Consider the following 22,146-nt stretch of genomic DNA (forward strand, 5'->3'; position numbering starts at 1 on the left):
ACGCCGACTTTGTACTGCATTGCAGTGCCCTGTCACGACCCTTGATCACTTAATCCAAAAAGAGAACCTTGAAATGAAATACGAGCGTCTAGAAGATTTCATGCATCACGTGCGCGCGCGTGATCCGCACCAGCCGGAGTACATCCAGGCCGTCCACGAAGTCATGGAGAGTATCTGGCCCTTCATTCGCTCGAATCCGCGCTACGCGGACTCCGGTCTGCTCGAACGCATGGTCGAGCCAGAGCGCGTCATTCAATTCCGGGTCTCGTGGGTCGATGATCAGGGCAAGACGCAAGTCAATCGCGCATTCCGCATCCAGCACAGTTCGGCCATTGGTCCGTACAAGGGCGGCATGCGTTTTCACCCGTCGGTGAACCTCTCGATTCTCAAGTTCCTGGCCTTCGAACAGACCTTCAAGAACGCGCTGACGACACTGCCCATGGGCGGCGGCAAAGGCGGTTCGGATTTCGATCCCAAGGGCAAGAGCCCGACCGAAGTGATGCGCTTCTGCCAGGCACTGATGCTTGAACTGCATCGCCACCTGGGTCCGGACACCGACGTGCCGGCAGGCGACATCGGCGTGGGCGGCCGCGAAGTCGGTTTCATGGCCGGCATGCACAAGAAGCTCACCAACGACGCCGCGTGCGTATTCACGGGCAAGGGCCTGTCCTTCGGCGGCAGCCTGATCCGCCCCGAGGCCACCGGCTATGGCCTCGTGTATTTCGCCGAGCAGATGCTCAAGCGCGCGGGTACCGATTTCGAAGGCAAGACCGTGGCCGTCTCGGGTTCCGGCAACGTCGCTCAATACACGATCGAACGCCTGCTGCCGATGGGTGCCAAGGTTGTGACCGTGTCCGACTCGGGCGGTACCGTGTATGACCCGGAAGGCTTCACGCCGGTCAAGCTCGATGCGCTGATGGAACTGAAGAACCATCGCTACGGCCGCGTCGAAGAATACGCCCGCCAGTTCAATCTCGAATTCATGCCTGGCAAGCGCCCCTGGCACATCCCGGTCGATGTCGCGCTGCCCAACGCGACGCAGAACGAGCTGGACGAAGACGACGCTCGGATGCTGGTCAAGAACGGCGTGAAGTGCGTGGCTGAAGGCGCCAACATGCCTTCCACGCCGGGCGCCGTATCGGTATTCCGTGAAGCCGGCGTGCTCTATGCACCGGGCAAGGCCAGCAACGCAGGTGGCGTGGCAACCTCGGGCCTCGAAATGACCCAGAACGCTCAGCGCCTGCCCTGGTCGCGCGAAGAAGTCGACGCGCGCCTGAAGGCGATCATACTCGACATCCACGCCAACTGCGTCAAGCACGGCGCAGATGCCAATGGCAAGGTCGACTATGTCAATGGCGCCAACATCGCCGGCTTCGTGAAGGTTGCCGAAGCAATGCTCGCTCAAGGTGTGCTGTAAGCATGAATCATGGACGGTCCATCTTCCGTCCTCACCCCGGAAAGGGACGCCACGGCGTCCCTTTTTCTTCTTCGCGCGCTGTCCTGCGCAGTAGGCCCCTCTCTTCCGAGAAAGGCGGCTGACAATGGAATCGTGGATCCCGCGCCTGCAACGCGACCACGCGATGGGGGCACGCTGCACCCGCACCATGGTGTGATGTGTTCGGCACGGCCGCGCATCTACTCACATTCATGTCGTCGTGAAGGCCCCGCGAGAGAGCAACACGAACATCGGGGTGAGTTTGACGCATGCCGCCTCGGAAGCCGGTAGCATTCAGCCCGATCACAGAAAGGAAGCTCATGCACAGCATCTGCGTATTCTGCGGCGCCAGTCCTGGCTCGCGCCCCATCTACCGCGAGGCCGCCAAAGCGCTGGGCGAGGCCATCGCCGGGCGCGGTTGGGACCTCGTGTGGGGCGGTGGACGTGTGGGTTTGATGGGGACGGTCGCTGACGCGGCTCTCGGCGCAGGCGGGCACGCAGTCGGGATCATTCCCGGATTCCTCGCTCAACGCGAGTTGGCCCACACGTCGGCTGAAATCCGCGTGGTTGATTCCATGCATGCTCGCAAGGCAGACATGGCTGCGCGCGCAACGGCGTTCGTCATGCTGCCGGGCGGTTTCGGCACGATGGATGAGTTCTTCGAAATCCTCACCTGGGCGCAACTCGGCATCCACAACAAGCCGGTTGGCGTGCTGAACGTGCAGGGCTTTTTCGATCCACTGATCGCGCTCGCCCAACACATGGTCAAGGAAGGTTTTGTCCGACCAGACCATCTCGAACTGCTCACGGTAAAGCACTCTGCCGACGCACTGCTCGACGCCATCGCCGAGCGCGCAATCATGCCCTGAAGCATTTACCCAACACGACAACTCGCGCACCAACACCCACTGATCCGCGCGGACTGGGGCCCTGCCCCACAGTGGGCAGAAGCCCGCCCACCGCGCCCGGAAATCGATGCAGACCCTTCTTCACCACATTTCACTCGCGGCACCGTTGTTCATTCTGGTGCTGGTCGGCTACGCGCTCGTTCGCTGGGCACGCTGGCCAAAATCGATTGCGGATGCGCTGACACGCTTCGTCTTTTCGCTCGCGCTGCCTGCGTTGCTGTTCAGCATGATGAGCGATTTCTCCAATCTGCCGCCGGTCGATGCACGTTTGCTGATCGCCTTTTTCGGCTCCTGCATGATCGTGTTCGCGCTCGGGCGTGTACTCGCGCGCTACGTGTTCCATCTGGATGGCGTCAGCGGATCCATCTTCGCGCTGGGCGGCGTGTTCTCCAACAACGTGTTGCTCGGCCTGCCGCTGGCGCGGGTCACACTTGGCGAAGACGCAGTGCCCAGCGTTGCGCTGGTGCTCGTCTTTAACTCGCTGATACTCTGGACGCTGGTGACGGTGTCCGTCGAGTGGGCGAAGCATGGGTCATTGTCGGTGCACGGCTTTGCGAAAACCGCATTCAGCGTGATCACCAATCCCATCGTCGCGGCCATCGTCAGCGGCACACTATACGGCCTGACGGGGTTGCCCCTGCCCGCACTTGTCGCCAGTCCGCTCTCGATGATCGCCTCGGCAGCGGCACCCATGGCCTTGTTGGCGTTGGGTATGGGGCTCGCAACGTATTCAGTGCGCCAGGACTGGCACCTTAGCGTCGCGATCTGCGCCATCAAGCTGGTCGTGCAACCTTTGGTCGTGTGGCTGCTGGCGCGCGCACTGGGTCTGCCGAAGATGGAAACCCAGGTGGTCGTATTGCTGGCGTCGATTGCCGTAGGCGCCAACGTCTATCTGATGGCACGCCAGTTCAAGGCGCTCGAAGGTCCGGTGGCTGCCAGCCTCGTCCTGTCGACCGCATTGGCCGCGATCACCACCCCTGTCGTGCTGACGCTCACAGGACTCTAGGAAGATCGCCAGTCCCGCGCTTCAGCACCGGTCTGGCGTGTCCTATGCTAACGGATTGAACAGTCGCGTCGTACCGGAACTCGACCACCGGGCCGGCGTCTGACTTTGCAGGCTCAAATCCAGCGAGGCTTCCGATGACCCAGCAAGACGATTTTTCCAACACGCTGCAGTCCTTTTCCACGCCTGGCGGCGAAGGTGGCCGCTACTACTCATTGGCCGCGCTCGAAGCAGCCGGACTGGGCAGAATCGGCCGCCTGCCCGTGTCGATTCGCATCGTCCTCGAAGCCGTGCTGCGTCACTGCGACGGCAAGAAGGTGACTGCCGAGCACGTGCGCCAGCTCGCCGCGTGGCAGCCCAATGCGGTGCGCGAAGATGAGATCCCTTTCGTCGTCGCACGCGTAGTTCTCCAGGACTTCACGGGGGTGCCGCTGTTGTGCGACCTGGCGGCGATGCGCAACGTCGCGGCAGACCAGGGCAAGCCACCAAAGATCGTCGAGCCGCTGGTGCCGGTCGATCTGGTTGTCGATCATTCTGTGCAGGTCGACCACTACGGCACGCCGCTTGCGCTGCGCCAGAACATGGAGCTGGAATTTGCCCGCAACAGTGAGCGCTACCAGCTCATGAAATGGGGCATGCAGGCCTTCGATACCTTCCGGGTGGTGCCGCCGGGTATCGGCATCGTGCACCAGGTGAATCTCGAATACCTCTTCCATGGCGTGCGCGAAGCCGACGGACTGTACTTTCCGGACACGCTCGTCGGCACTGACAGCCATACCACGATGATCAATGCACTGGGCGTTGTCGGCTGGGGTGTCGGTGGCATCGAGGCCGAAGCGGCGATGCTCGGTCAGCCGGTGTACCTGCTCACGCCCGATGTGGTCGGCGTGGAGCTCAAGGGGCGGTTGCGCGAAGGCGTGACCGCAACCGACCTCGTGCTGACCGTGACCGAAATGCTTCGGCGTGCCAAGGTGGTCGGCAAATTCGTGGAATTCTTCGGCGAAGGCACTGGCAGCCTGACCGTGACCGATCGCGCCACCATCGCCAACATGGCTCCGGAATATGGCGCCACGATGGGCTTCTTCCCCGTCGATGACAAAACGATCGACTACATGCGCAAGACGGGAAGACCAGAAAGAGAATGCGCGCTGCTCGAAGCCTACTTCCGCGCCCAAGGTCTGTTCGGCATGCCCAAGGCGGGCGATATTGACTACTCCGCGACGCTCTCGCTCGATCTCGACACCATCGTGCCATCGCTGGCGGGGCCGAAACGCCCACAGGACCGCATCGAACTGTCGAACATGCAAAAGAGCTTCGAAGCGTTGTTTGCGGCATCCGTGGCAGAAAACGGTTTTGGAAAACCTGCAGCGCAACTGAAGACGCGCGTCTCGACACGCATACCGGATGTCGATCTCGGACATGGGGACGTCCTCATCGCGGCGATCACATCGTGCACCAACACCAGCAACCCGAGCGTCATGATCGCTGCCGGCCTGCTTGCCAGAAAGGCAACAGAGCGCGGTCTGCGCGTGGCGCCGCACATCAAGACATCGCTCGCGCCGGGCTCGCGCGTGGTGACCGCCTATCTCGAGAAAGCCGGTCTCCTCGAGCCTCTGGCACAACTGGGCTTTGCACTGGCTGGCTACGGTTGCACGACCTGCATCGGCAATTCCGGCGACTTGGCGCCTGAACTGAACGAGGCCATCTCGGCAAACGATGTGATTGCGGCTGCGGTACTGTCGGGCAATCGCAATTTCGAAGCACGCATCCATCCGAACATCCGCGCCAACTTCCTCGCCAGCCCGCCGCTGGTGGTGGCATTCGCCATCGCCGGGCGCGTTAACGTCGATCTGTCGACTGAACCGCTTGGCACCGGAAGCGATGGCAAACCGGTCTATCTGCGCGAACTGTGGCCAAGCTCCGACGAGATCGCCGCCATTCTGCCGTTTGCGCAGGACGCCGCGACCTTCGGGCAACTCTATGCCGACCTCACACGCGACAACGATCTGTGGAATGAGGTCCCCGCACCCTCCGGCGAGGTCTACACGTGGCCGCCGTCCACGTACATTGCCAAGCCGCCATTCTTTGACGGCTTCGGACCGCAACCGGGCAGTGTGTCGGATATCCGTGGCGCCCGCCCCCTGCTGATCCTCGGGGACTCGGTCACCACGGACCATATTTCGCCCGCAGGCGCCTTCGGCGAGGCCACACCCGCAGGACAATGGCTGGGTTCGCATGGCGTGACGCGCAAGGATTTCAATTCGTATGGCTCCCGGCGTGGAAACCACGACATCATGGTTCGCGGCACTTTTGCCAATGTCCGTATCAAGAACCTGATGCTGCCGCCACGCTCCGACGGCACGCGCGTGGAAGGCGGCTTCACCTTGCTCGATGGCCAGCAGGCTACGGTCTATGACGCTGCCATGGCTTACCTTCAGCGAGGCACGCCGACCGTGATATTGGCGGGCGAGGAATACGGCACGGGCTCTTCACGCGACTGGGCAGCCAAGGGCACGCTCCTGCTCGGTGTAAAGGCCGTCGTAGCACGCAGCTATGAGCGTATCCACCGATCCAATCTCGTCGGGATGGGTGTATTGCCGCTCCAGTTCAAGGGCAGCGATAGCGTGCAGTCACTTGGCCTGACTGGCGACGAAAGCTTCGATGTGCTGGGCGTCGAAGGCGAACTCTCGCCCAGGCAGGACATGACGCTGAGAATCCGCCGCCCCGACGGCAGCAGCCGCGACGTCACCGTCCTGTGTCGCATCGACACACCGATCGAGATCGACTACTACCGCCACGGCGGCATCCTGCCCTACGTGCTGCGTGAATTGCTCTATACGGCGTAAGCAACGAGGGATGCGACGGCGTTGGGCGCCGTTCTTGCGAGCGAAGGGTTCATACGATGAATGTACTGAATCCTTCGTTTTCAATTAAGAAACTTGAATAAGGAACCTGCCGCCCTTAGTTTCCTCCAATCAGGACCATAGGCTCGAGGCCGCTTCCCTCCCCCCCTGAATTTGGTTAGCATCTGTCGCGTCGTGGCTCGCAAGCCAGCGCAACGCTGGCTTCGGGCCGTTTCATTTACAGCGAGGAATCATGAGCGAACATATTCTTCACGTCTCCGACAACAGCTTCGAGAAAGACGTGCTCCAGTCCCAAACCCCCGTCCTCGTCGACTACTGGGCCGAATGGTGCGGTCCGTGCAAGATGATCGCCCCGATCCTGGACGAAGTCGCCAAGGAATACTCGGGCAAGCTGACCGTTGCCAAGCTGAACATCGACGAAAACCAGGAAACCCCGGCCAAGTTCGGTATCCGCGGCATTCCCACGCTGATGCTGTTCAAGGGCGGCAATATCGAGGCCACCAAGGTCGGCGCGCTGTCCAAGTCGCAACTGACCGCGTTCCTCGACAACAATCTTTGAAAAAAACGCCACCCCCGAGGTGAATAGCGTTTGACAGGCCAGGACTAAAGCGGATAAAGTTCTGGCCAGTTTTGCTGTGGCGCCATCCGCACGACATACGCGCCGCAGTTTCAGGATGGTTGTTAGACAAGCACAACTCCCCATCCTGGTGTTGCAGGTACGCCTTATCAGTGCGTAACGCGCGACACGACAAAGGGCCTGAATACGGTCCGGTAATTTCCAAAAATCCCCGACTCCTTCCTGACATTCTCAGCACCCGCTGGGCTTTTCCTGTTTCCTCCATCCAAGGTTTGCCATGCATCTATCAGAGCTTAAAGCTCTTCACGTCAGCCAACTCCTCGAAATGGCCAATGCCAACGAAATCGAGGGCGCCAACCGCTTGCGCAAGCAGGAACTGGTATTCGCGCTGCTGAAGAACCGCGCGAAGAAAGGTGAGCCGATTTATGGCGACGGGGCGCTGGAAGTGCTGCCGGACGGATTTGGTTTCCTGCGCTCGCCGGATACCTCGTACCTCGCGGGCACTGACGACATCTATGTGTCGCCGTCGCAGATCCGTCGCTTCAACCTGCACACGGGCGATACCATCGAAGGCGAAATCCGCACGCCCAAGGACGGCGAGCGTTATTTCGCACTGGTGAAGGTCGACAAGATCAACGGCGAACCGCCCGAGAATTCGAAGCACAAGATCCTCTTCGAAAACCTCACCCCCCTGCACCCGGATGAATGCCTGCGCCTGGAGCGCGACATCCGTGGCGAAGAAAACACCACCTCCCGCATCATCGATATCGTCTCGCCGATCGGCAAGGGCCAGCGCGGTCTGCTGGTAGCGCCGCCCAAGTCCGGCAAGACGGTGATGCTGCAACACATCGCTCACGCCATCACGGCCAACCACCCCGACGTGGTGTTGATCGTGCTGCTGATCGACGAACGCCCGGAAGAAGTGACCGAAATGCAGCGCTCGGTGAAGGGTGAAGTCGTCGCCTCGACCTTCGACGAGCCGGCCACGCGCCACGTCCAGGTCGCCGAAATGGTCATCGAAAAAGCCAAGCGCCTGGTCGAACACAAGAAGGACGTGGTCATCCTGCTCGATTCGCTGACCCGCCTGGCACGCGCCTACAACACCGTGGTGCCGGCATCCGGCAAGGTGCTCACCGGCGGTGTCGACGCCAACGCGCTGCAAAAGCCCAAACGCTTCTTCGGCGCCGCCCGCAATGTGGAAGAAGGCGGCTCTCTGACCATCATCGCCACCGCGCTGATCGATACCGGCAGCCGCATGGACGACGTGATCTACGAAGAATTCAAGGGCACGGGCAATATGGAAATCCATCTTGACCGTCGCATGGCCGAAAAGCGCGTCTACCCCGCGATCAACGTCAATCGTTCGGGCACCCGCCGCGAAGAGCTGCTGCTCGAGCCCTCCGTGCTGCAAAAGGTATGGATCCTGCGCAAACTGCTCTACAACATGGATGAACTCGAGGCGATGGAATTCCTGCTCGACAAGATCAAGCAGACCAAAACCAACTCCGAATTCTTCGACGCGATGCGTGGCGGCCGCTGAACTTGTAGCAGGGCCCGATAGGTGCCATAATCATAGGCTTGGCGGCCACATTCACCGCCCGTTGAAAGGACAGATACCATGAAAAACGAAATTCATCCGCAGTACGAAGAAGTGCAAGTGAGCTGCAGTTGCGGCAACACCTTCACGACCCGCTCCACGGTCGGCAAGCCCATTCACGTTGAAGTGTGCTCGTCCTGCCACCCGTTCTACACGGGCAAGCAGAAGATCGTCGACACCGCTGGTCGCGTCGAACGCTTCCGCCAGAAGTACGGCACCAAGAAGGCTGCGTAATTCCGCAGCACTCGGCGAAAAAGGCAGCTTCGGCTGCCTTTTTTGTTAGGCGACGGGCCGCCATGGCGCGCTGCGACAGCCCTCTTTCCGTACAAAGCTCCTACAATTCCGTCCGCCCCATTTCAATTCATCCAGACTACGGCATGCGATTCATCGACGCGCCAACCACTCGCAACATCACGATTCCCGTCTGGGCTCTCATTGTTCTTTTCGTCGCATATGCGCTGCCGGGCAATATCGGACACGTCCCCTGGCGCGGCGACGACCTGCTGCATATCAGCATCGCTGCCGAAATGCTGCGTGACGGCGACTGGCTCGTACCGCGGGTCGCAGGACGGGCCTTCCTCGAATGGCCACCACTCGGGCACTGGCTGGGCGCGATCACCGGCGCGCTCCTGGGCTGGTTGATTCCGCTGCATGACGCCATCCGCCTGGCTACCGTCCTGGCGCTGACGCTCACCATCTGGTCGCTGCGCGCCACGGCTCATCGCCTGTTCGGCGAGGACGCCGCCAATGCGGCCCTGCTGCTTTCCGTCGGCTCACTGGGCCTGCTCATTCACGCACACGAAGCACAACCGCAGATGTTCGTACTGGCGGCGTTGGCCTGCACGCTGTATGGCCTCTCGGTCATGCCCGAGTCGCCGCGTCGCGGCAGCCTGATTGCCGGCATCTCGCTCGCGTCGGCGTTCCTGAGCGGAGGCCTGGCGGGTGCAGCCCTGACACTGCCGCTCTGGCTGGTGTTGCCGCTCGGTTGTCGCCAATGCCGCGAGGGCTTTCTGCCCTCGGCCTACATTGGCGCCTTGGTCATCGCCATTGCATTGGCAGCCATCTGGCCGGCGCTGCTGGCCTGGCACCACCCGGTCGAATTCGCCGCCTGGTGGCAGGACGAATGGAACGATCTGCTGCCCGGTGCGGAGAACTTCGAACGCATCAAAGACCAGCTTGAACTGCTGACATGGTTCGCCTGGCCGCTCTGGCCCGTTGCGCTGTGGGCCCTGTGGCGCCGCCGTGCGCAACTGGGCGAATATCACTACCTGATGCTGCTGGTGTCGCTGATCGTTGCCCTCTGGATCGTCATCACCACCGGCCCGCTCCGCCCGGCGAACGCACTGCCTCTGCTGGCGCCGCTCATTTTGCTGTCGGCTTCAGAACTGGCGCGGCTGCGCCGTGGCGCCGCCAATGCATTCGACTGGTTCGGCGTCATGACCTTCTCGGCCGTCGGCCTGTTCCTGTGGGTGGCGTGGTGCGCGCTGCACCTGGGCTGGCCCGCGCCGCTGGCACGCAACGTCATCCGTCTCGCACCGGGCTTTGTACCTCACTGGAATTGGGGGTTGTTGCTGATTGCCGCCCTGTTGTCGGCCGGCTGGATCGTGGCGTTGGTGCGCATGCCGTTCTTTCCACTGCGAGGGGCAGTGCATTGGGCACTGGGCATCACGTTGCTGTGGGGCCTGACGGGCTCGCTGTGGTTCGACTGGTTCGACTACGACAAGAACTATCAACCCATCGTCCGCGAGATCGCTCAACGCAGCAAGGGCGCCACCTGCCTCGCCGCACAGGACCTCGGCGACGGCCAGCGTGCCGCGTTCTACTACTTTGCGGACATTCGCGTGCGCGAAGGAGCCGACGCGCGCCATTGCGACATGCTGGTGAGCTACGCGGGCGGGCGCAATGAGCTACGCGATCCGGGCGCTGAGTGGAAGCGGGTTTGGCTCAAGGAAAAAGGTCGCGGCCGGCAGGCCGAGCGGTTCGCGCTGTACGAACGCAGGTAAGCAATCGCCGCTCACTGACAGAACGGGGACGCCAAGGCGCCCCTGCTCTCTCAAAGATTGGACAGGGCAACTTCTCCGCACATCACCCGCAGCCGTTCGTGCAGGAAATACGTCTGTACGGCTTCGACCGCGCACGGGTCTTCGGACGTGTGCGCAGGCGGCCCAGCCAGGGCGGCCATTTCACTCAGCGGCAGGTCTTCTGGCGACAGCTCGGCTGCGAGGTCAACATGTGCGCCATTCTCACGAAGTCCGAGTACAGGCGCGGACAATCCATGAATCACCGCCCGGCATCGCAGTACGGGTAGTCCAAAACGGCTCCCCTGCCACGATACCAGACTGTCATTGGCGTCGAGCGCGTCGAAAAACTCGCGCAGCAAAGCGGCTTCGTCGATTCCGTCGCCCGCCCTCTGCGCGACGACGTGCAGCCCGCTGTCGTCTCGCCACACGCGCGCAATCGCCGTCACAAGGTGCAGATGATGCGGGAGCGTATCCGATCCGCCGGTGAAGGCTCGCTGCTTTTGCCACGCATATTCAGCGACGTCGTCGTCGCTCATGCGCGCCGGCACGGCATAGAGGCGGCGCAGCCCGGCAATGTCGGGCATCGTCCGTAGTGCGAAGGCGACGAAGGAACTCGGCCGAGAACTCAAATCACGCGCCTCAGGCCGGGAAGACGCCGGTCGACAGATAACGGTCCCCACGGTCGCAGACCACCGAGACAATCACTGCGTTCTCCAGCTCGGCAGCCAGGCGCAGCGCCACACACATCGCGCCACCGGACGAAATGCCGGCAAAGATGCCCTCCTCGCGCGCCAGCCGACGGGTCATCTCTTCGGCGTCAGCCTGCGAGACGGACTCTTCTCGATCCACACGGCGCGCATCGAAGATCTTCGGCAGATATTCCGTTGGCCATTTGCGGATGCCGGGAATCTGCGAACCTTCGGCCGGCTGGCAACCGATGATCTGGATCGCCGGGTTCTTTTCTTTCAGGAAACGCGACACACCCATGATGGTCCCGGTCGTGCCCATGCTGCTGACGAAATGCGTGATGGTTCCGGCAGTCTGCTCCCAGATCTCCGGCCCGGTGCCTTCGTAGTGAGCGAGCGGATTATCGGGATTGGCGAACTGGTCGAGGATGATGCCTTTGCCATCATCGCGCATGGCTTCGGCAACATCGCGCGCCATTTCCATGCCTCCCTGGCGCGGCGTGAGCACAAGCTCCGCGCCAAAAGCGCGCATTGTCTGGCGGCGTTCGACGCTCTGGTTCTCGGGCATCACAAGGATCATGCGATAGCCGCGCATGGCTGCTGCCATGGCGAGCGCAATGCCGGTATTGCCGCTGGTGGCCTCGATCAATGTGTCGCCGGGCTTGATGTCGCCGCGCGCTTCGGCGCGCACGATCATCGAAAGCGCGGGACGATCCTTGACCGAGCCGGCGGGATTGTTGCCTTCGAGCTTGGCCAGGATGACGTTGTTGCGCGCATCGACGGCCGCGCCCTGCAGGCGCTTGAGCCGCACCAGGGGCGTGCGGCCGACGTAGTCTTCAAGGGTGGGGAATTCCATATCGGTCTTATTTGACGCTGGCGATAGCTGCTGCCGCAAACCGACAATGATACTCCCGCTATTCTGACTAGTCGCGGCCTTCCCAGCGTTCAGCCATCTCCAGCGACTCCTGCCGCAGGCGGATGAGATTCAGGCGCATGATTTCGAGTTGATCGCTGAGCATGTCCATCAATTGCGACACCGCCCGCGCGGGTGTGCCGGCCTCGAGCCGAGTCTGATCGATGATGGCTTGCAGATCGCGCAAGGCGGCAGCCTGTTGCGGCGGTGCGGAGGCAATGAACGCTTCGATGGCGCGGCGACGTTCGGCGAAAAAGCCTGGCGGATCACTGGCAGCCAGATCGGCCCAATGATCAAAGTCGAATTCTGCTGCGGAGTCTCGTTTCACGATTGCCTCCTGCATGGGGATGGGGTGCAAAGCATGCTACTCGCGTGAATTGCACCGCACAACGCACCGCCTGGGCAGGTGCCTGCCAGATCAGTCCGGCAGCGGAATGTAGGCTCTCGGACGAAAACGCGGCGTACATAGCGCGAGGAATATCAGCTCGTCGGTACCCACGTTGTGAATTCTCTGGCGCTCGCCCGCCGGAATGACAACCACATCGCCGCGGCTCACAAGCGTCGCTGGTTCGGCGCCGACTTCTACGCGCCCTTCGCCGCTCAGGATCACGTAGCGTTCGATGATTCCGTCAAGCCGGTGCCATTGCGTTGTCGTGCCCGCCGGCACGCGGATATGTGCGACAGAGAGTGACTCATCCACAGACGAGTTCGACCACTCGGCGACATAGCAACCTTCTTCGAAGAAATACGACTGTGCGGCCAGCCCGCGCAGGACGGCGGGCTTGGGTGGTCCATCGGTGCTCACGCCGGCACGCGACCGATGCGCAAGGTCAGCGGCCAGCGCACCGTGCGGCGAGTGGAGGGCTCGCCCCACAGCGCCAGCAACTCATCGGCGAGCGGCGACACCGGGTCGGCACCATGCCGGGCGATGTAGCGCCCCACCGACGACCAACTGCGAACGTAACCGAGCAACTGGGGCAGATCCCATTCGGCCTCCATTGCAAAAGCGGGCGCATCCATTTCTTCGAACGGGAATGGCAGATCGCGGTAACCGTTTTCGACATGGCGGCGCTCGGCGGGCCAGAACGGCCCGACCGTAACGGTCCGGAAATGCTGTACCGGCGCGTCGATCACCTCGTCGGCAACCTGCACGATGCCGTAGCTCCAGGCGGCAAGAATGCCGCCTGGCACCAATACGCGGCGCACCTCGGCATAGAAGGCATCGAGATTGAACCAATGCAGCGCCTGCGCCGCGGTGATGAGATCGACGCTGGCATCCGGCAGGCCGCTATCGGGCGCATCAGCCACCCGCCACTCGATGTTGGCGGCTCTCGGCGCCGCTTCGATCTGGGCTGCCGCCAGGTCACTGCCCAGTACGCGATCGAAGCGCGCAGCCAGATCGGTCGTCGCCTGTCCGCTGCCGCAACCGCAATCCCAGGCAAAAGAACGGCCAGGCGCCGTCCGCGCGAGAAAATCGAACATCTGCGCCGGATAGCGCGGACGGAAAGCGAAATAGCCCTTGGCAACCGCCGAAAAATGGTCCCGTGGCTTGTCTTCGCCCTTCGTCCCTGCGTCGTTGTGCATCGCTGCGCCTCCATGGATGGAGCGCCAGTAAACATCGCAAACGCCATTCCTGCAAGCTTTGCGGGAGCTGCCATGATAAAGACTCAACCCCTTCGAGGAGCCTGTCATGGCTGACAGCAAGATCGCACCGATCCCCGATGGCTACCCCGCCGTCACGCCTTATCTGTGCTGCAAGAATGGCGCCGCGGCGCTCGATTTCTATAAGCGCGCCTTTGGGGCAGTCGAAACAATGTGCATGAAAGGGCCGGACGGCAAGATCGGACACGCCGAATTCCGTGTCGGCAATTCGCCCGTGATGATGGCCGACGAGTGCCCGGACATGGGCTTTCTCAGCCCTGCCACCATTGGCGGCGCGGGCGTGAACATCATGATGTACGTCGACGACGTCGACACGGTGTTCAAGCGGGCGCTGGGTGCCGGCGCCGAAGAGCTTCGTCCGGTGCGCAACGAGTTCTACGGAGACAGAACGGGCACGCTGCGCGACCCGTTCGGCCACGTCTGGCATGTCGCCACGCATGTCGAGGACGTGGCGCCGGACGAACTGGAGCGACGCGCCAGGGAGGCCATGTCCAAAAAGCCCTAAGCCATCCGGCCTCCGACGGCCCGCCTTCCGCGCGCCGTCGGCACCTGAGGCAAACCCGCACCGGCCGGCTTTGGCTAGAATGCTGCTTTTCGCGCCCGGCAACGGGCGACGCCCATCGCAGCAGGACAAGCCAGTGAATACTCCGAACGACAAGAGCGCGCCCGCGCCGGCGACCAATTTCCTGAAGAACATCATCGAAGGCGATATCGAGCGCGGCACCTACGCCGGCCGCCATTTCGACGGCACGCCGGGCGATGCCGCCAGCCAGGCGAACGCACCTGTGGACGTGGCTGCCATCCGCACGCGCTTTCCGCCCGAACCGAACGGCTACCTGCACATCGGGCACGCCAAGTCGATCTGGTTGAACTTCGGTCTTGCGCGCGACTACGGCGGCATCTGTCACATGCGCTTCGACGACACCAACCCCGAGAAAGAAGAGCAGGAGTACGTTGATTCGATCCTCGACGCGGTGCAGTGGCTCGGCTACACGTGGAACGCCAACGGCAAGAGCCACCTGTTCCACGCCAGCGACTACTTCGATTTCATGTATCGCGCGGCCGAGTACCTGATCACGGCCGGGCTGGCCTATGTCGATGAACAGAACGCCGAGCAGATGCGCGCCAATCGCGGCACACTCACCGAAGCGGGCAAGGATTCGCCGTGGCGCAACCGTCCCGCCGAAGAAAGCCTGCGCCTGTTCGCCGAAATGCGCGACGGCAAGCATCCGGACGGAAGCCTGGTCTTGCGCGCCAAGATCGACATGGCATCGCCCAACATCAACCTGCGCGATCCGGCCATCTACCGCATCCGTCACGCCGAGCACCATCGCGCGGGCGACAAGTGGTGCGTGTACCCGATGTACACGTTCGCGCACCCGATCGAAGATGCGCTCGAACGCATCACGCATTCGATCTGCACGCTGGAGTTCGAAGATCAGCGCCCGTTCTACGACTGGCTGCTCGCCCGCCTGGCCGAAGGCGGCCTGCTGGCACGTCCGCTGCCGCATCAGTACGAATTCTCGCGCTTGAACCTCACCTACATCATGACCAGCAAGCGCAAGCTCAAGCAGCTGGTCGACGACGCACACGTCACCGGCTGGGATGATCCGCGCATGCCGACCATCGTGGGCCTGCGCCGCCGTGGCTACACGCCGGAGGCACTCCAGCTGATGTGCGAGCGCACGGGCGTATCCAAGTCCGATAGCTGGATCGACTACAGCATCCTCGAAGGCGCGCTGCGCGACGACCTCGAAGGCAAGGCTGCGCGCGCCATGGTGGTGCTCGATCCGCTGCGCCTGAAGCTCACCAACTGGAATGAGCTCTTCGGCGCCGACCCTTCAGAACCGTGTTCCGCCCCGGCCCATCCGCATCACCCCGAAATGGGCACACGCACGTTCAACCTGACGCCGGAAGTCTGGATCGAGCGCGAAGACTTTGCCGAGGTGCCGCCCAAGGGCTACCACCGCCTCTCGCCGCCGCGCGCCGGCGCCGATGGAGCGGAAATCGCCGGCAGCATGGCCCGGCTCAAATACGGCTACGTCATCCGCTGCACGGGTTGCGAGAAAGATGCCGACGGCAAGGTCACGGCAGTCCTGGCCGAGATCGTTCCCGACACCAAGAGCGGCACGCCTGGCGCCGACAGCGTCAAGGTCAAGGGCGTCATCACCTGGGTGTCGGTGACCGAGGGGGTTGCTGCTGAAGTGCGTTTGTACGATCGCCTGTTTACCGTGCCGCATCCGGGCGCGGGCGAGCATGACTTCCTGCTCGACCTGAACCCCAATTCCAAGCGCGTGGTGACGGCGTGGGTAGAACCCGGTCTCGCACAGGCAGCGGCGGATGATAAGTTCCAGTTCGAACGCCACGGCTATTTTGTCGCCGATCGCAAGGACCACGCGCCCGGCAAGCCGGTGTTCAATCGTACCGTCACGTTGCGCGACACCTGGCAAAAGTAATCCGGTCCACCGGGCGGCGCGCATATTCAGGACGCGTGTCGCCCGCCAACGTCCATGTCACAAGTTCCTCGCCGTATCGCCCACCTCGACATGGACGCCTTCTACGCGTCGGTGGAACTGCTCCGTTACCCGGCGTTGCGCGGACAACCCGTCGTCATCGGTGGAAGACGCGTGACGGTCGAAGAGGCCGAACAAGGCGTCAAACAGTTTGCCCGACTGCGTGACTACACCGGGCGTGGCGTCATCACCACCTCGACCTACGAAGCGCGCGCGCTCGGCGTGTTCTCGGCCATGGGCATCATGAAGGCCGCGCAACTGGCGCCAGATGCCATCCTGCTGCCTGCCGACTTCGACCAGTACCGCAAGTATTCGCGCCTCTTCAAGGCCGCAGTCGCCACCATCGCACCAGCGATCGAAGACCGCGGCATCGATGAGATCTACATCGACCTGACCGACGTTCCGGGCGAGACGCGCGATATAGCGGTACGCATCAAGACCGCCGTGCGCGAAGCCACGGGCCTGTCCTGCTCGATCGGCGTCACGCCCAACAAGCTGCTGTCCAAGATCTGCTCGGATCTGGAAAAACCCGACGGACTGACGATCCTCGACATGGCCGACGTGCCAACGCGCATCTGGCCTCTGCCCGCTCGCAAGATCAACGGCATCGGGCCCAAGGCCGACCAGAAGCTCGCCTCGCTGGGCATCCATACCGTCGGCGAACTCGCTGCGGCCGCACCAGAACTCCTGCAGGAGCATTTCGGCCGGACCTACGCCGAATGGCTGGCCCAGGTGTCGCGCGGCGAAGACGACCGACCGGTCGTCACTCATTCGGAGCCGAAGTCGATCAGCCGCGAAACGACCTTCGAACGCGATCTGCACGTGCGCAACGATCGCGCCGAGTTATCGGAGATCTTCACCTGGTTGTGCGAGCGGGTCGCTGACGACCTGCGCCGCAAGGGCTATGTCGGCCGGACCATCGGCATCAAACTGCGTTTCGACGACTTCTCGACCGTCACGCGCGACCTGAGCCTGGGTGTGCCCACTGCAGATGCGGCCGAAATCCGCCGCGCCGCCGGCGAATGCCTCAAACGCATCAGGCTGGACAAGCGATTGCGGCTGCTCGGCGTGCGCGTGAGCGCGCTTCACATAGCATCGGACATGCAGGAGATCGGCGAGCAGGCCAGCCTGCCTTTCGACTGAGCGTCAGAAGCTCACCGCCAATCCAACGGAAAAACCCTGCACGTTCTCCCCGATAAGGTAGCGCCCGACAAGGCGCGTGCGGGTGATGATGGAGTCGTACCTGCCTGAATCGAATTCGATGCCCGCACCGAACGAGGTGAGGTAATTGAATCCGAGCAGATCGCGCTGGTCTCCAAAGAATACCGACTCCGCGAATTCCAGCACGTAGCGCACCGGTCGCCGCATGATGTACATCCTTGTTGGCGCCCGCCAGCGCGACCACAGGCCCAATGTCTGCGCGGTCGCGTGGCCCTGTACGGCCTCCGAGCCGCCCACGCTTTGCAGGTGGATGTGCGTGTAGCGCAGTTCGACGTCGATTTCGTGCTCGGGCCGGTAGTGCTCGTAGTCGAGCATGACCGAGCCGCCGTATCCAACCGCCGTCAGATGGCCGCCGTTGATGAAATCCAGATCGGTGCCCGCCAGTCGATTGACCAGCGATTCGGCAATCTTCAGGTCGCTGGCCATGTAGCCATAGGCGCCATTGAGAATCGGCCGGAACACCATCTCCTTGATCGGCGTGGGAAAGTCCCAGCCCACTCCCGCCGTGACGGACAGGCCGTTCCACTTGACCGGGACATGGGACGAGTCGTCGCCGTTGGTCATCAGGAAGGTCGGGCTGTAGCGGCTACCGGCAATGCCACCCTCCATGTACAGCGGCGTGCTGCGGCTCCAGGTAAAGCCACCGGACAACTGCGACATGCCGATGTCAGGATTGCCGGTGGATGCGTTCTTGATGGACAGCGAACTGGTGGTCAGGTCCGGGACGACCTGGTAGCCCATGAGCGCCAGTACCGAATTGGCCTGCTTTTGCAGATTGACATCGCGGAGGCGGAATTCCCGCTCCTGTGCATGGGCCGATGCCGCCAGCATCGACGAAAAAACGACCAAAGCGCATTGGAATGTTCTGCTCGCTTGCGGCAACTTCATGCATCACCTCAACGCATGGCACATGTTTAATTACTAGCACAGCCAGCCTACAATCAGCGCGCATTGAATCACGCCCATCAGGGTGCAACCCATCTTGACCGAGTATTTTCCGCCTCCCCACACCGGATTGGCGATCATCTATTGCGATGACGCCATCATCGTCGTCGACAAGCCCAGCGGGCTGCTGTCGGTGCCGGGGCGCGGCCCCGGCAAGGATGATTGCATGGCCAGCCGCGTGCAGGGGGAATTCATGGACGCGCTCATCGTACATCGACTCGACATGTCGACGTCCGGTCTCATGCTATTTGCACGGGGTGCCGAGCACCATCGCGCGCTGAGCATGGACTTCGCGGCCCGTCGCGTCGACAAGCGCTACGTCGCGGTGGTCGACGGCGTGCCAGCCGAAGCGGCCGGAGAAATCAACCTGCCGCTGATTACGGACTGGCCCAACCGCCCGCGCCAGATGGTGGATTTCGAGCGCGGCAAGCCGTCGCTGACCCGTTTCGAGCTCATCTCGGGCGAGGCCGGCGACGACCACAGCCGTCTGCTGCTGGAACCTGTCACGGGCCGTTCCCATCAGTTAAGGCTGCACTTGTGGGCAATCGGCCATCCGATTCTTGGCGACGATCTCTACGGAAACGTGGCCGCGCGCGCGCCGAGGCTTCTTCTGCATGCCAGCAGGCTGGCGCTTCGGCACCCTGTCGATGGGCGGCAATTGGCGTTTTCCAGCCCGGCACCATTCTGATCGGATCAGGACAAAACCCTCGTTCCGCGTAGGAATTTTCCCCAAATACAGCGCCTTCCGGTCGCTGCGCATCGTAACATTGCAGAATTTCTGCACAGCGGAGTCCCGCATGACCTTGAGCAGCACCGGAACGGACGACCATTTCCGCTTGGCGCCCATTTCCCTGTGGCTGGAAGATTTCAGTGGCATCAAGCGCCTGTTTGAAAGCTGGCGCAGCGAAGGCATCGAAGACATCGATGCCCATTTCCGCGAACACCCCGAAGCGGTCGCTGCCTGTGCTGCCGCCATCCGCGTGCTGGACGTCAATGAGCGCACGCTCGAATTGTTCGGCGCTCGCGACCTGCCTCACCTGATCGACAGCTTGGGCAGCATCTTCCGCGATGACATGCACGCCCAGCACACGGAAGACATGGCGCAGTTGTGGCGCGGCAATCTGACGTTCTCGTGCCAGACGGTCAATTATGCGATCGACGGACGGCGCATCGATGTGCTGGTCCGGGCGCGCATCCTGCCGGGGCACGAGCATGACTGGAGCCGGGTCATCATCGCGCTGGAGGACATCACGACGCGCGTGGCGGCAGAACGGCGGCTGGCTCAAAGCGAGCAGTTCGCACAGGGCTTGTTCGAGCATTCCCCGGTGTCATTGTGGCTGGAGGATTTCTCCACCATCCGCCAGTTGCTGGAAGAAGCCCGCCGCGCCGGAATCGAGGATTTCCGCACCTTCCTCGACGTGCATCCGGAATTCATCACGCGCTGCATGCAGGAAATCCGCGTCCTGCAGATCAACCAGCAGACGATGCGGATGTTTGGCGCACGCAACAAGGATGAAGTCCTGGGTAACCTGGGTCGTATATTCCGCGACGAGATGCGCGAACACTTTGCCGAGCAACTCCTGGACCTGTGGCAAGGCAAGATTTACCAACAGCGCGAGACGGTGAATTACTCGCTCACCGGCCAGGCCGTACACGTGCACCTGCAGTTCTCGGTGCTCCCCGGTCATGAAGAAGGCTGGGAGCTGGTACTCGTTTCGCTCACCGACATCACCGCGCGCAAAAAGGCTGAGGCTTACCTGGAGTTCCTCGGGCGCCACGATGCGCTCACCAAACTGAAGAACCGCGCCTACTACGACGAAGAACTGGCGCGCCTGACGCGCAAGGGGCGCTTTCCGGTCAGCATCGTCATGGCCGACCTCAACGGGCTCAAGGCCGCCAACGATTCGCTCGGCCACTCCTACGGCGACGACCTCTTGCGCCGCGCCGGCGAAGCCCTGCGCAAGGCCGTCAGCGAACCAACCTGCGTGGCGCGCATTGGCGGCGACGAGTTCGCCATCCTGCTGCCGGGCGCGGACGACGAGCAAGTCAGCCAGATCATCGAACGCATACTCGCCGTGGTGGAACTGAACAATCAGTTCTATACCGGCCCGCGCCTGTCATTCGCCATCGGGTCGGCCACCGCCAACGCCACAGCAGAACTGACGCGGGCCATACAGCGTGCGGATGAAGCCATGTACGCTGCCAAGCGCAATTTCTACCAGCAACAGCAAAACGACCGACGCGTGTCCGAAGGCGCCATCGAAGGCACGCCTGGCAAAGGAGAAACCGCATGAATATGTCGATGTACGAAGCGCTCGTCCCGAGCGCCATCCGCGCGTTGCGCAACCTCACCCATGTTCTGGAAAAGATCGCCGCCCACGCGGCTGAACGCAGCATCGATCAGAGCGTCTTCCTGAACAGTCGCCTGTACCCCGACATGCTGCCGCTGATGGCGCAGATCCAGATTGCCACCGACATGGTCAAGGGTGGCGCGGCGCGGCTGGCGGGCCGGGAGCCGCCGCGCTACGAGGACAACGAGACTTCCTTCGAAGAGCTGATTGCCCGCATCGGCAAGACCGTGGCCTATCTCGAATCCTTCGCTCCGGCTCAGATCGATGGCTCCGAAGAGCGCGACATCGTGCTCAAGATGCGCCGGGGTGACTTGCACTTCAAGGGCATCGAATACCTGCGCAGCTTCGTGCTGCCGAATCTCTACTTCCACGCCACCACCGCTTACGCCATTGGTCGTCACAACGGCGTTGCATTGGGAAAAATGGATTTTCTTGGCAAGTCGGACTGAACAAAAGTCGTCGCGCCCGAAAGCGCAGTTCAGTACAGTGGCGTGCGTGCCGATAACAGCTCGTTCGCAAGCTGAACGACGATAGCGAGCCGGCCCGCGCGAGCAGCGGGCCGGCCCACGACAAGAAGCACAAGCGCCCCGCGGCACGCGAGGGAGCGACACAACGACAAAGCAGCGGGGGGGACAGATGGACAAGCAGTTCCGGATTGTTTTTTCCGGCCAGTTGCTGGCTGGCTTCGATGCCGAGACCGTCAAGCAGCGCACGGCCGAGCGCCTGAATCTGACTTCTGCGCAAGCCGCGCAGATGTTCTCGGGGAGGCGCGTCACGCTCAAGCGCAACCTCGATCCAGCCCTGGCGCAACGCTATGCTGCGGAGTTGCGCCGTATCGGACTGGATGCCTCCCCCGTCGAGGACACGCTGCCTGCCCCCGTACCGGCTGCCGCGCCGCCGGCACAGGCGCCTGAGCCGGCCACCCCGAAGGCCGCACCGATCGACACAAACGGTGAGGAATCCTTCGATCCGGAGAAGACACTTGTCGCGTCGACGGCCGCGGTGGACGCCTACCTGGCCCAATTCCCGACCCGCGAAGAAGCGGCAGTGGAGTCGACATTCACCCCACCCTCGCTGCCCGCCCGCCCGGCGCCAGCCGGTTCGCCCTCTCTGGTCAGCGCACCGGCCGGCGCCCAATTGGCCGCGCTCGAAGCCGCGGTCGAGGCGGCAGTCCCGCCCGCCATTCCCGCGCCCGAAGCGGTCGCCGCGCCGGCAGCACCCATCGAAGAACGCGACCGCAGTTGGCTCGACGCCGAGCCGGCTCCTGTCAAGGCACGCCGATCGCTCGCGCTGCCGTTGATGCTGCTCCTGGCCCTCGCCGCGGCGGCATGGTGGTATCTGCACTGACGAACGATTGAGCGCACGCGGATATCCCCGTGCACGGCCATGTTACCGTTCTCGCGCACATCGTATACGACCGGCTTTCGGGCCGGTGTCTCAAGACGACATG

The 22,146-nt window shown here is 62.5% G+C and carries 21 protein-coding genes; 15 read left to right on the forward strand and 6 right to left on the reverse strand.

From position 1 onward, the window contains the following. Positions 1 to 73 precede the first annotated feature (73 nt). The 8 genes from gdhA (at position 74) to ACDA63_RS01160 (ending at position 10,387) form a co-directional block, all read left to right on the forward strand. A complete protein-coding gene (gdhA, locus tag ACDA63_RS01125) occupies positions 74 to 1,417 on the forward strand; it encodes an NADP-specific glutamate dehydrogenase (protein ID WP_373661311.1) in 1,344 nt (447 codons plus the stop codon). Between the two features lie 338 nt (positions 1,418 to 1,755). Further along, the gene (locus tag ACDA63_RS01130) at positions 1,756 to 2,304 is read left to right on the forward strand and encodes a TIGR00730 family Rossman fold protein (RefSeq protein WP_373661312.1); all 549 of its coding nucleotides are present in this window, start codon (positions 1,756 to 1,758) and stop codon (positions 2,302 to 2,304) included. 106 nt (positions 2,305 to 2,410) lie between these two features. Next, the gene (locus tag ACDA63_RS01135; protein ID WP_373661313.1) at positions 2,411 to 3,349 is read left to right on the forward strand and encodes an AEC family transporter; all 939 of its coding nucleotides are present in this window, start codon (positions 2,411 to 2,413) and stop codon (positions 3,347 to 3,349) included. 134 nt (positions 3,350 to 3,483) lie between these two features. Further along, a complete protein-coding gene (gene acnA / locus ACDA63_RS01140; RefSeq protein WP_373661314.1) occupies positions 3,484 to 6,192 on the forward strand; it encodes an aconitate hydratase AcnA in 2,709 nt (902 codons plus the stop codon). A 250-nt stretch (positions 6,193 to 6,442) separates the two neighbouring features. After that, positions 6,443 to 6,769 (forward strand): thioredoxin TrxA, encoded by a 327-nt coding sequence (gene trxA / locus ACDA63_RS01145; protein ID WP_373661315.1) that lies wholly within the window; start codon positions 6,443 to 6,445, stop codon positions 6,767 to 6,769. A gap of 295 nt (positions 6,770 to 7,064) precedes the next feature. Further along, a complete protein-coding gene (gene rho / locus ACDA63_RS01150) occupies positions 7,065 to 8,327 on the forward strand; it encodes a transcription termination factor Rho (protein ID WP_373661316.1) in 1,263 nt (420 codons plus the stop codon). Between the two features lie 78 nt (positions 8,328 to 8,405). After that, positions 8,406 to 8,618 (forward strand): 50S ribosomal protein L31, encoded by a 213-nt coding sequence (gene rpmE, locus ACDA63_RS01155; RefSeq protein WP_373661317.1) that lies wholly within the window; start codon positions 8,406 to 8,408, stop codon positions 8,616 to 8,618. A 143-nt stretch (positions 8,619 to 8,761) separates the two neighbouring features. Then, positions 8,762 to 10,387, forward strand: coding sequence for an ArnT family glycosyltransferase (locus tag ACDA63_RS01160; RefSeq protein WP_373661318.1), 1,626 nt, complete (start codon positions 8,762 to 8,764; stop codon positions 10,385 to 10,387). Positions 10,388 to 10,437: 50 nt separating this feature from the next. Here ACDA63_RS01160 and ACDA63_RS01165 read toward each other — a convergent pair whose 3' ends face one another. The 5 genes from ACDA63_RS01165 to ACDA63_RS01185 form a co-directional block, all read right to left on the reverse strand. Beyond that, the gene (locus ACDA63_RS01165) at positions 10,438 to 10,989 is read right to left on the reverse strand and encodes a hypothetical protein (protein WP_373661319.1); all 552 of its coding nucleotides are present in this window, start codon (positions 10,987 to 10,989) and stop codon (positions 10,438 to 10,440) included. A 55-nt stretch (positions 10,990 to 11,044) separates the two neighbouring features. Further along, positions 11,045 to 11,947 (reverse strand): cysteine synthase CysM, encoded by a 903-nt coding sequence (cysM, locus tag ACDA63_RS01170; RefSeq protein WP_373661320.1) that lies wholly within the window; start codon positions 11,945 to 11,947, stop codon positions 11,045 to 11,047. A 67-nt stretch (positions 11,948 to 12,014) separates the two neighbouring features. After that, a complete protein-coding gene (locus ACDA63_RS01175) occupies positions 12,015 to 12,332 on the reverse strand; it encodes a DUF3135 domain-containing protein (protein WP_373661321.1) in 318 nt (105 codons plus the stop codon). Between the two features lie 90 nt (positions 12,333 to 12,422). Beyond that, complete coding sequence (locus ACDA63_RS01180) at positions 12,423 to 12,809, reverse strand: cupin domain-containing protein (protein ID WP_373661322.1); 387 nt, start codon at positions 12,807 to 12,809, stop codon at positions 12,423 to 12,425. Then, positions 12,806 to 13,588: a class I SAM-dependent methyltransferase gene (locus ACDA63_RS01185; protein WP_373661323.1), complete on the reverse strand. Its 783-nt coding sequence runs from the start codon at positions 13,586 to 13,588 to the stop codon at positions 12,806 to 12,808. Before ACDA63_RS01185 ends, ACDA63_RS01180 begins: the two co-directional genes overlap by 4 nt. Before the next feature lie 106 nt (positions 13,589 to 13,694). On the opposite strand from ACDA63_RS01185, the gene ACDA63_RS01190 reads away from it, so the two are divergent. The 3 genes from ACDA63_RS01190 (at position 13,695) to dinB (ending at position 17,322) form a co-directional block, all read left to right on the forward strand. Next, positions 13,695 to 14,171, forward strand: a complete 477-nt coding sequence (locus tag ACDA63_RS01190) for a VOC family protein (protein ID WP_373661324.1) — start codon at positions 13,695 to 13,697, stop codon at positions 14,169 to 14,171. 79 nt (positions 14,172 to 14,250) lie between these two features. After that, on the forward strand, positions 14,251 to 16,122 hold the full coding sequence (locus ACDA63_RS01195) for a glutamine--tRNA ligase/YqeY domain fusion protein (RefSeq protein ID WP_373661325.1): 1,872 nt from the start codon (positions 14,251 to 14,253) through the stop codon (positions 16,120 to 16,122). A gap of 54 nt (positions 16,123 to 16,176) precedes the next feature. Then, positions 16,177 to 17,322, forward strand: coding sequence for a DNA polymerase IV (gene dinB / locus ACDA63_RS01200; RefSeq protein WP_373661326.1), 1,146 nt, complete (start codon positions 16,177 to 16,179; stop codon positions 17,320 to 17,322). Between the two features lie 3 nt (positions 17,323 to 17,325). Here the strand turns inward: dinB and ACDA63_RS01205 are convergent, their stop codons facing one another. After that, positions 17,326 to 18,288 carry a hypothetical protein gene (locus tag ACDA63_RS01205; protein ID WP_373661327.1) on the reverse strand — a complete coding sequence of 321 codons (963 nt, stop codon included), beginning with the start codon at positions 18,286 to 18,288 and terminating at the stop codon, positions 17,326 to 17,328. A gap of 94 nt (positions 18,289 to 18,382) precedes the next feature. On the opposite strand from ACDA63_RS01205, the gene ACDA63_RS01210 reads away from it, so the two are divergent. The 4 genes from ACDA63_RS01210 (at position 18,383) to ACDA63_RS01225 (ending at position 22,043) form a co-directional block, all read left to right on the forward strand. Continuing rightward, positions 18,383 to 19,033, forward strand: coding sequence for an RluA family pseudouridine synthase (locus ACDA63_RS01210; RefSeq protein WP_373661328.1), 651 nt, complete (start codon positions 18,383 to 18,385; stop codon positions 19,031 to 19,033). Between the two features lie 109 nt (positions 19,034 to 19,142). Continuing rightward, positions 19,143 to 20,639, forward strand: coding sequence for a diguanylate cyclase domain-containing protein (locus ACDA63_RS01215; RefSeq protein WP_373661329.1), 1,497 nt, complete (start codon positions 19,143 to 19,145; stop codon positions 20,637 to 20,639). Then, positions 20,636 to 21,145 (forward strand): DUF1993 family protein, encoded by a 510-nt coding sequence (locus ACDA63_RS01220; protein ID WP_373661330.1) that lies wholly within the window; start codon positions 20,636 to 20,638, stop codon positions 21,143 to 21,145. Before ACDA63_RS01215 ends, ACDA63_RS01220 begins: the two co-directional genes overlap by 4 nt. Positions 21,146 to 21,332: 187 nt before the next feature. Further along, the gene (locus ACDA63_RS01225; RefSeq protein ID WP_373661331.1) at positions 21,333 to 22,043 is read left to right on the forward strand and encodes a hypothetical protein; all 711 of its coding nucleotides are present in this window, start codon (positions 21,333 to 21,335) and stop codon (positions 22,041 to 22,043) included. Positions 22,044 to 22,146: the final 103 nt, after the last annotated feature.

Origin of the sequence: Uliginosibacterium sp. sgz301328, assembly GCF_041807905.1 — a bacterium.
Classification (GTDB): domain Bacteria; phylum Pseudomonadota; class Gammaproteobacteria; order Burkholderiales; family Rhodocyclaceae; genus JBGVSA01.

What these genes read in the sequence shown, in the direction of transcription:
- gdhA (WP_373661311.1), top strand. Translation starts at nt 74, where the DNA reads ATGAAATACGAGCGTCTAGAAGATTTCATGCATCACGTGCGCGCGCGT.
- ACDA63_RS01185 (WP_373661323.1), bottom strand. Translation starts at nt 13,588, where the DNA reads ATGCACAACGACGCAGGGACGAAGGGCGAAGACAAGCCACGGGACCAT.
- ACDA63_RS01215 (WP_373661329.1), top strand. Translation starts at nt 19,143, where the DNA reads ATGACCTTGAGCAGCACCGGAACGGACGACCATTTCCGCTTGGCGCCC.
- cysM (WP_373661320.1), bottom strand. Translation starts at nt 11,947, where the DNA reads ATGGAATTCCCCACCCTTGAAGACTACGTCGGCCGCACGCCCCTGGTG.
- ACDA63_RS01225 (WP_373661331.1), top strand. Translation starts at nt 21,333, where the DNA reads ATGGACAAGCAGTTCCGGATTGTTTTTTCCGGCCAGTTGCTGGCTGGC.
- ACDA63_RS01160 (WP_373661318.1), top strand. Translation starts at nt 8,762, where the DNA reads ATGCGATTCATCGACGCGCCAACCACTCGCAACATCACGATTCCCGTC.
- rho (WP_373661316.1), top strand. Translation starts at nt 7,065, where the DNA reads ATGCATCTATCAGAGCTTAAAGCTCTTCACGTCAGCCAACTCCTCGAA.
- ACDA63_RS01135 (WP_373661313.1), top strand. Translation starts at nt 2,411, where the DNA reads ATGCAGACCCTTCTTCACCACATTTCACTCGCGGCACCGTTGTTCATT.
- ACDA63_RS01220 (WP_373661330.1), top strand. Translation starts at nt 20,636, where the DNA reads ATGAATATGTCGATGTACGAAGCGCTCGTCCCGAGCGCCATCCGCGCG.
- ACDA63_RS01165 (WP_373661319.1), bottom strand. Translation starts at nt 10,989, where the DNA reads ATGCCCGACATTGCCGGGCTGCGCCGCCTCTATGCCGTGCCGGCGCGC.
- ACDA63_RS01130 (WP_373661312.1), top strand. Translation starts at nt 1,756, where the DNA reads ATGCACAGCATCTGCGTATTCTGCGGCGCCAGTCCTGGCTCGCGCCCC.
- acnA (WP_373661314.1), top strand. Translation starts at nt 3,484, where the DNA reads ATGACCCAGCAAGACGATTTTTCCAACACGCTGCAGTCCTTTTCCACG.
- ACDA63_RS01195 (WP_373661325.1), top strand. Translation starts at nt 14,251, where the DNA reads ATGCTGCTTTTCGCGCCCGGCAACGGGCGACGCCCATCGCAGCAGGAC.
- rpmE (WP_373661317.1), top strand. Translation starts at nt 8,406, where the DNA reads ATGAAAAACGAAATTCATCCGCAGTACGAAGAAGTGCAAGTGAGCTGC.
- dinB (WP_373661326.1), top strand. Translation starts at nt 16,177, where the DNA reads ATGTCACAAGTTCCTCGCCGTATCGCCCACCTCGACATGGACGCCTTC.
- ACDA63_RS01205 (WP_373661327.1), bottom strand. Translation starts at nt 18,288, where the DNA reads ATGAAGTTGCCGCAAGCGAGCAGAACATTCCAATGCGCTTTGGTCGTT.
- trxA (WP_373661315.1), top strand. Translation starts at nt 6,443, where the DNA reads ATGAGCGAACATATTCTTCACGTCTCCGACAACAGCTTCGAGAAAGAC.
- ACDA63_RS01190 (WP_373661324.1), top strand. Translation starts at nt 13,695, where the DNA reads ATGGCTGACAGCAAGATCGCACCGATCCCCGATGGCTACCCCGCCGTC.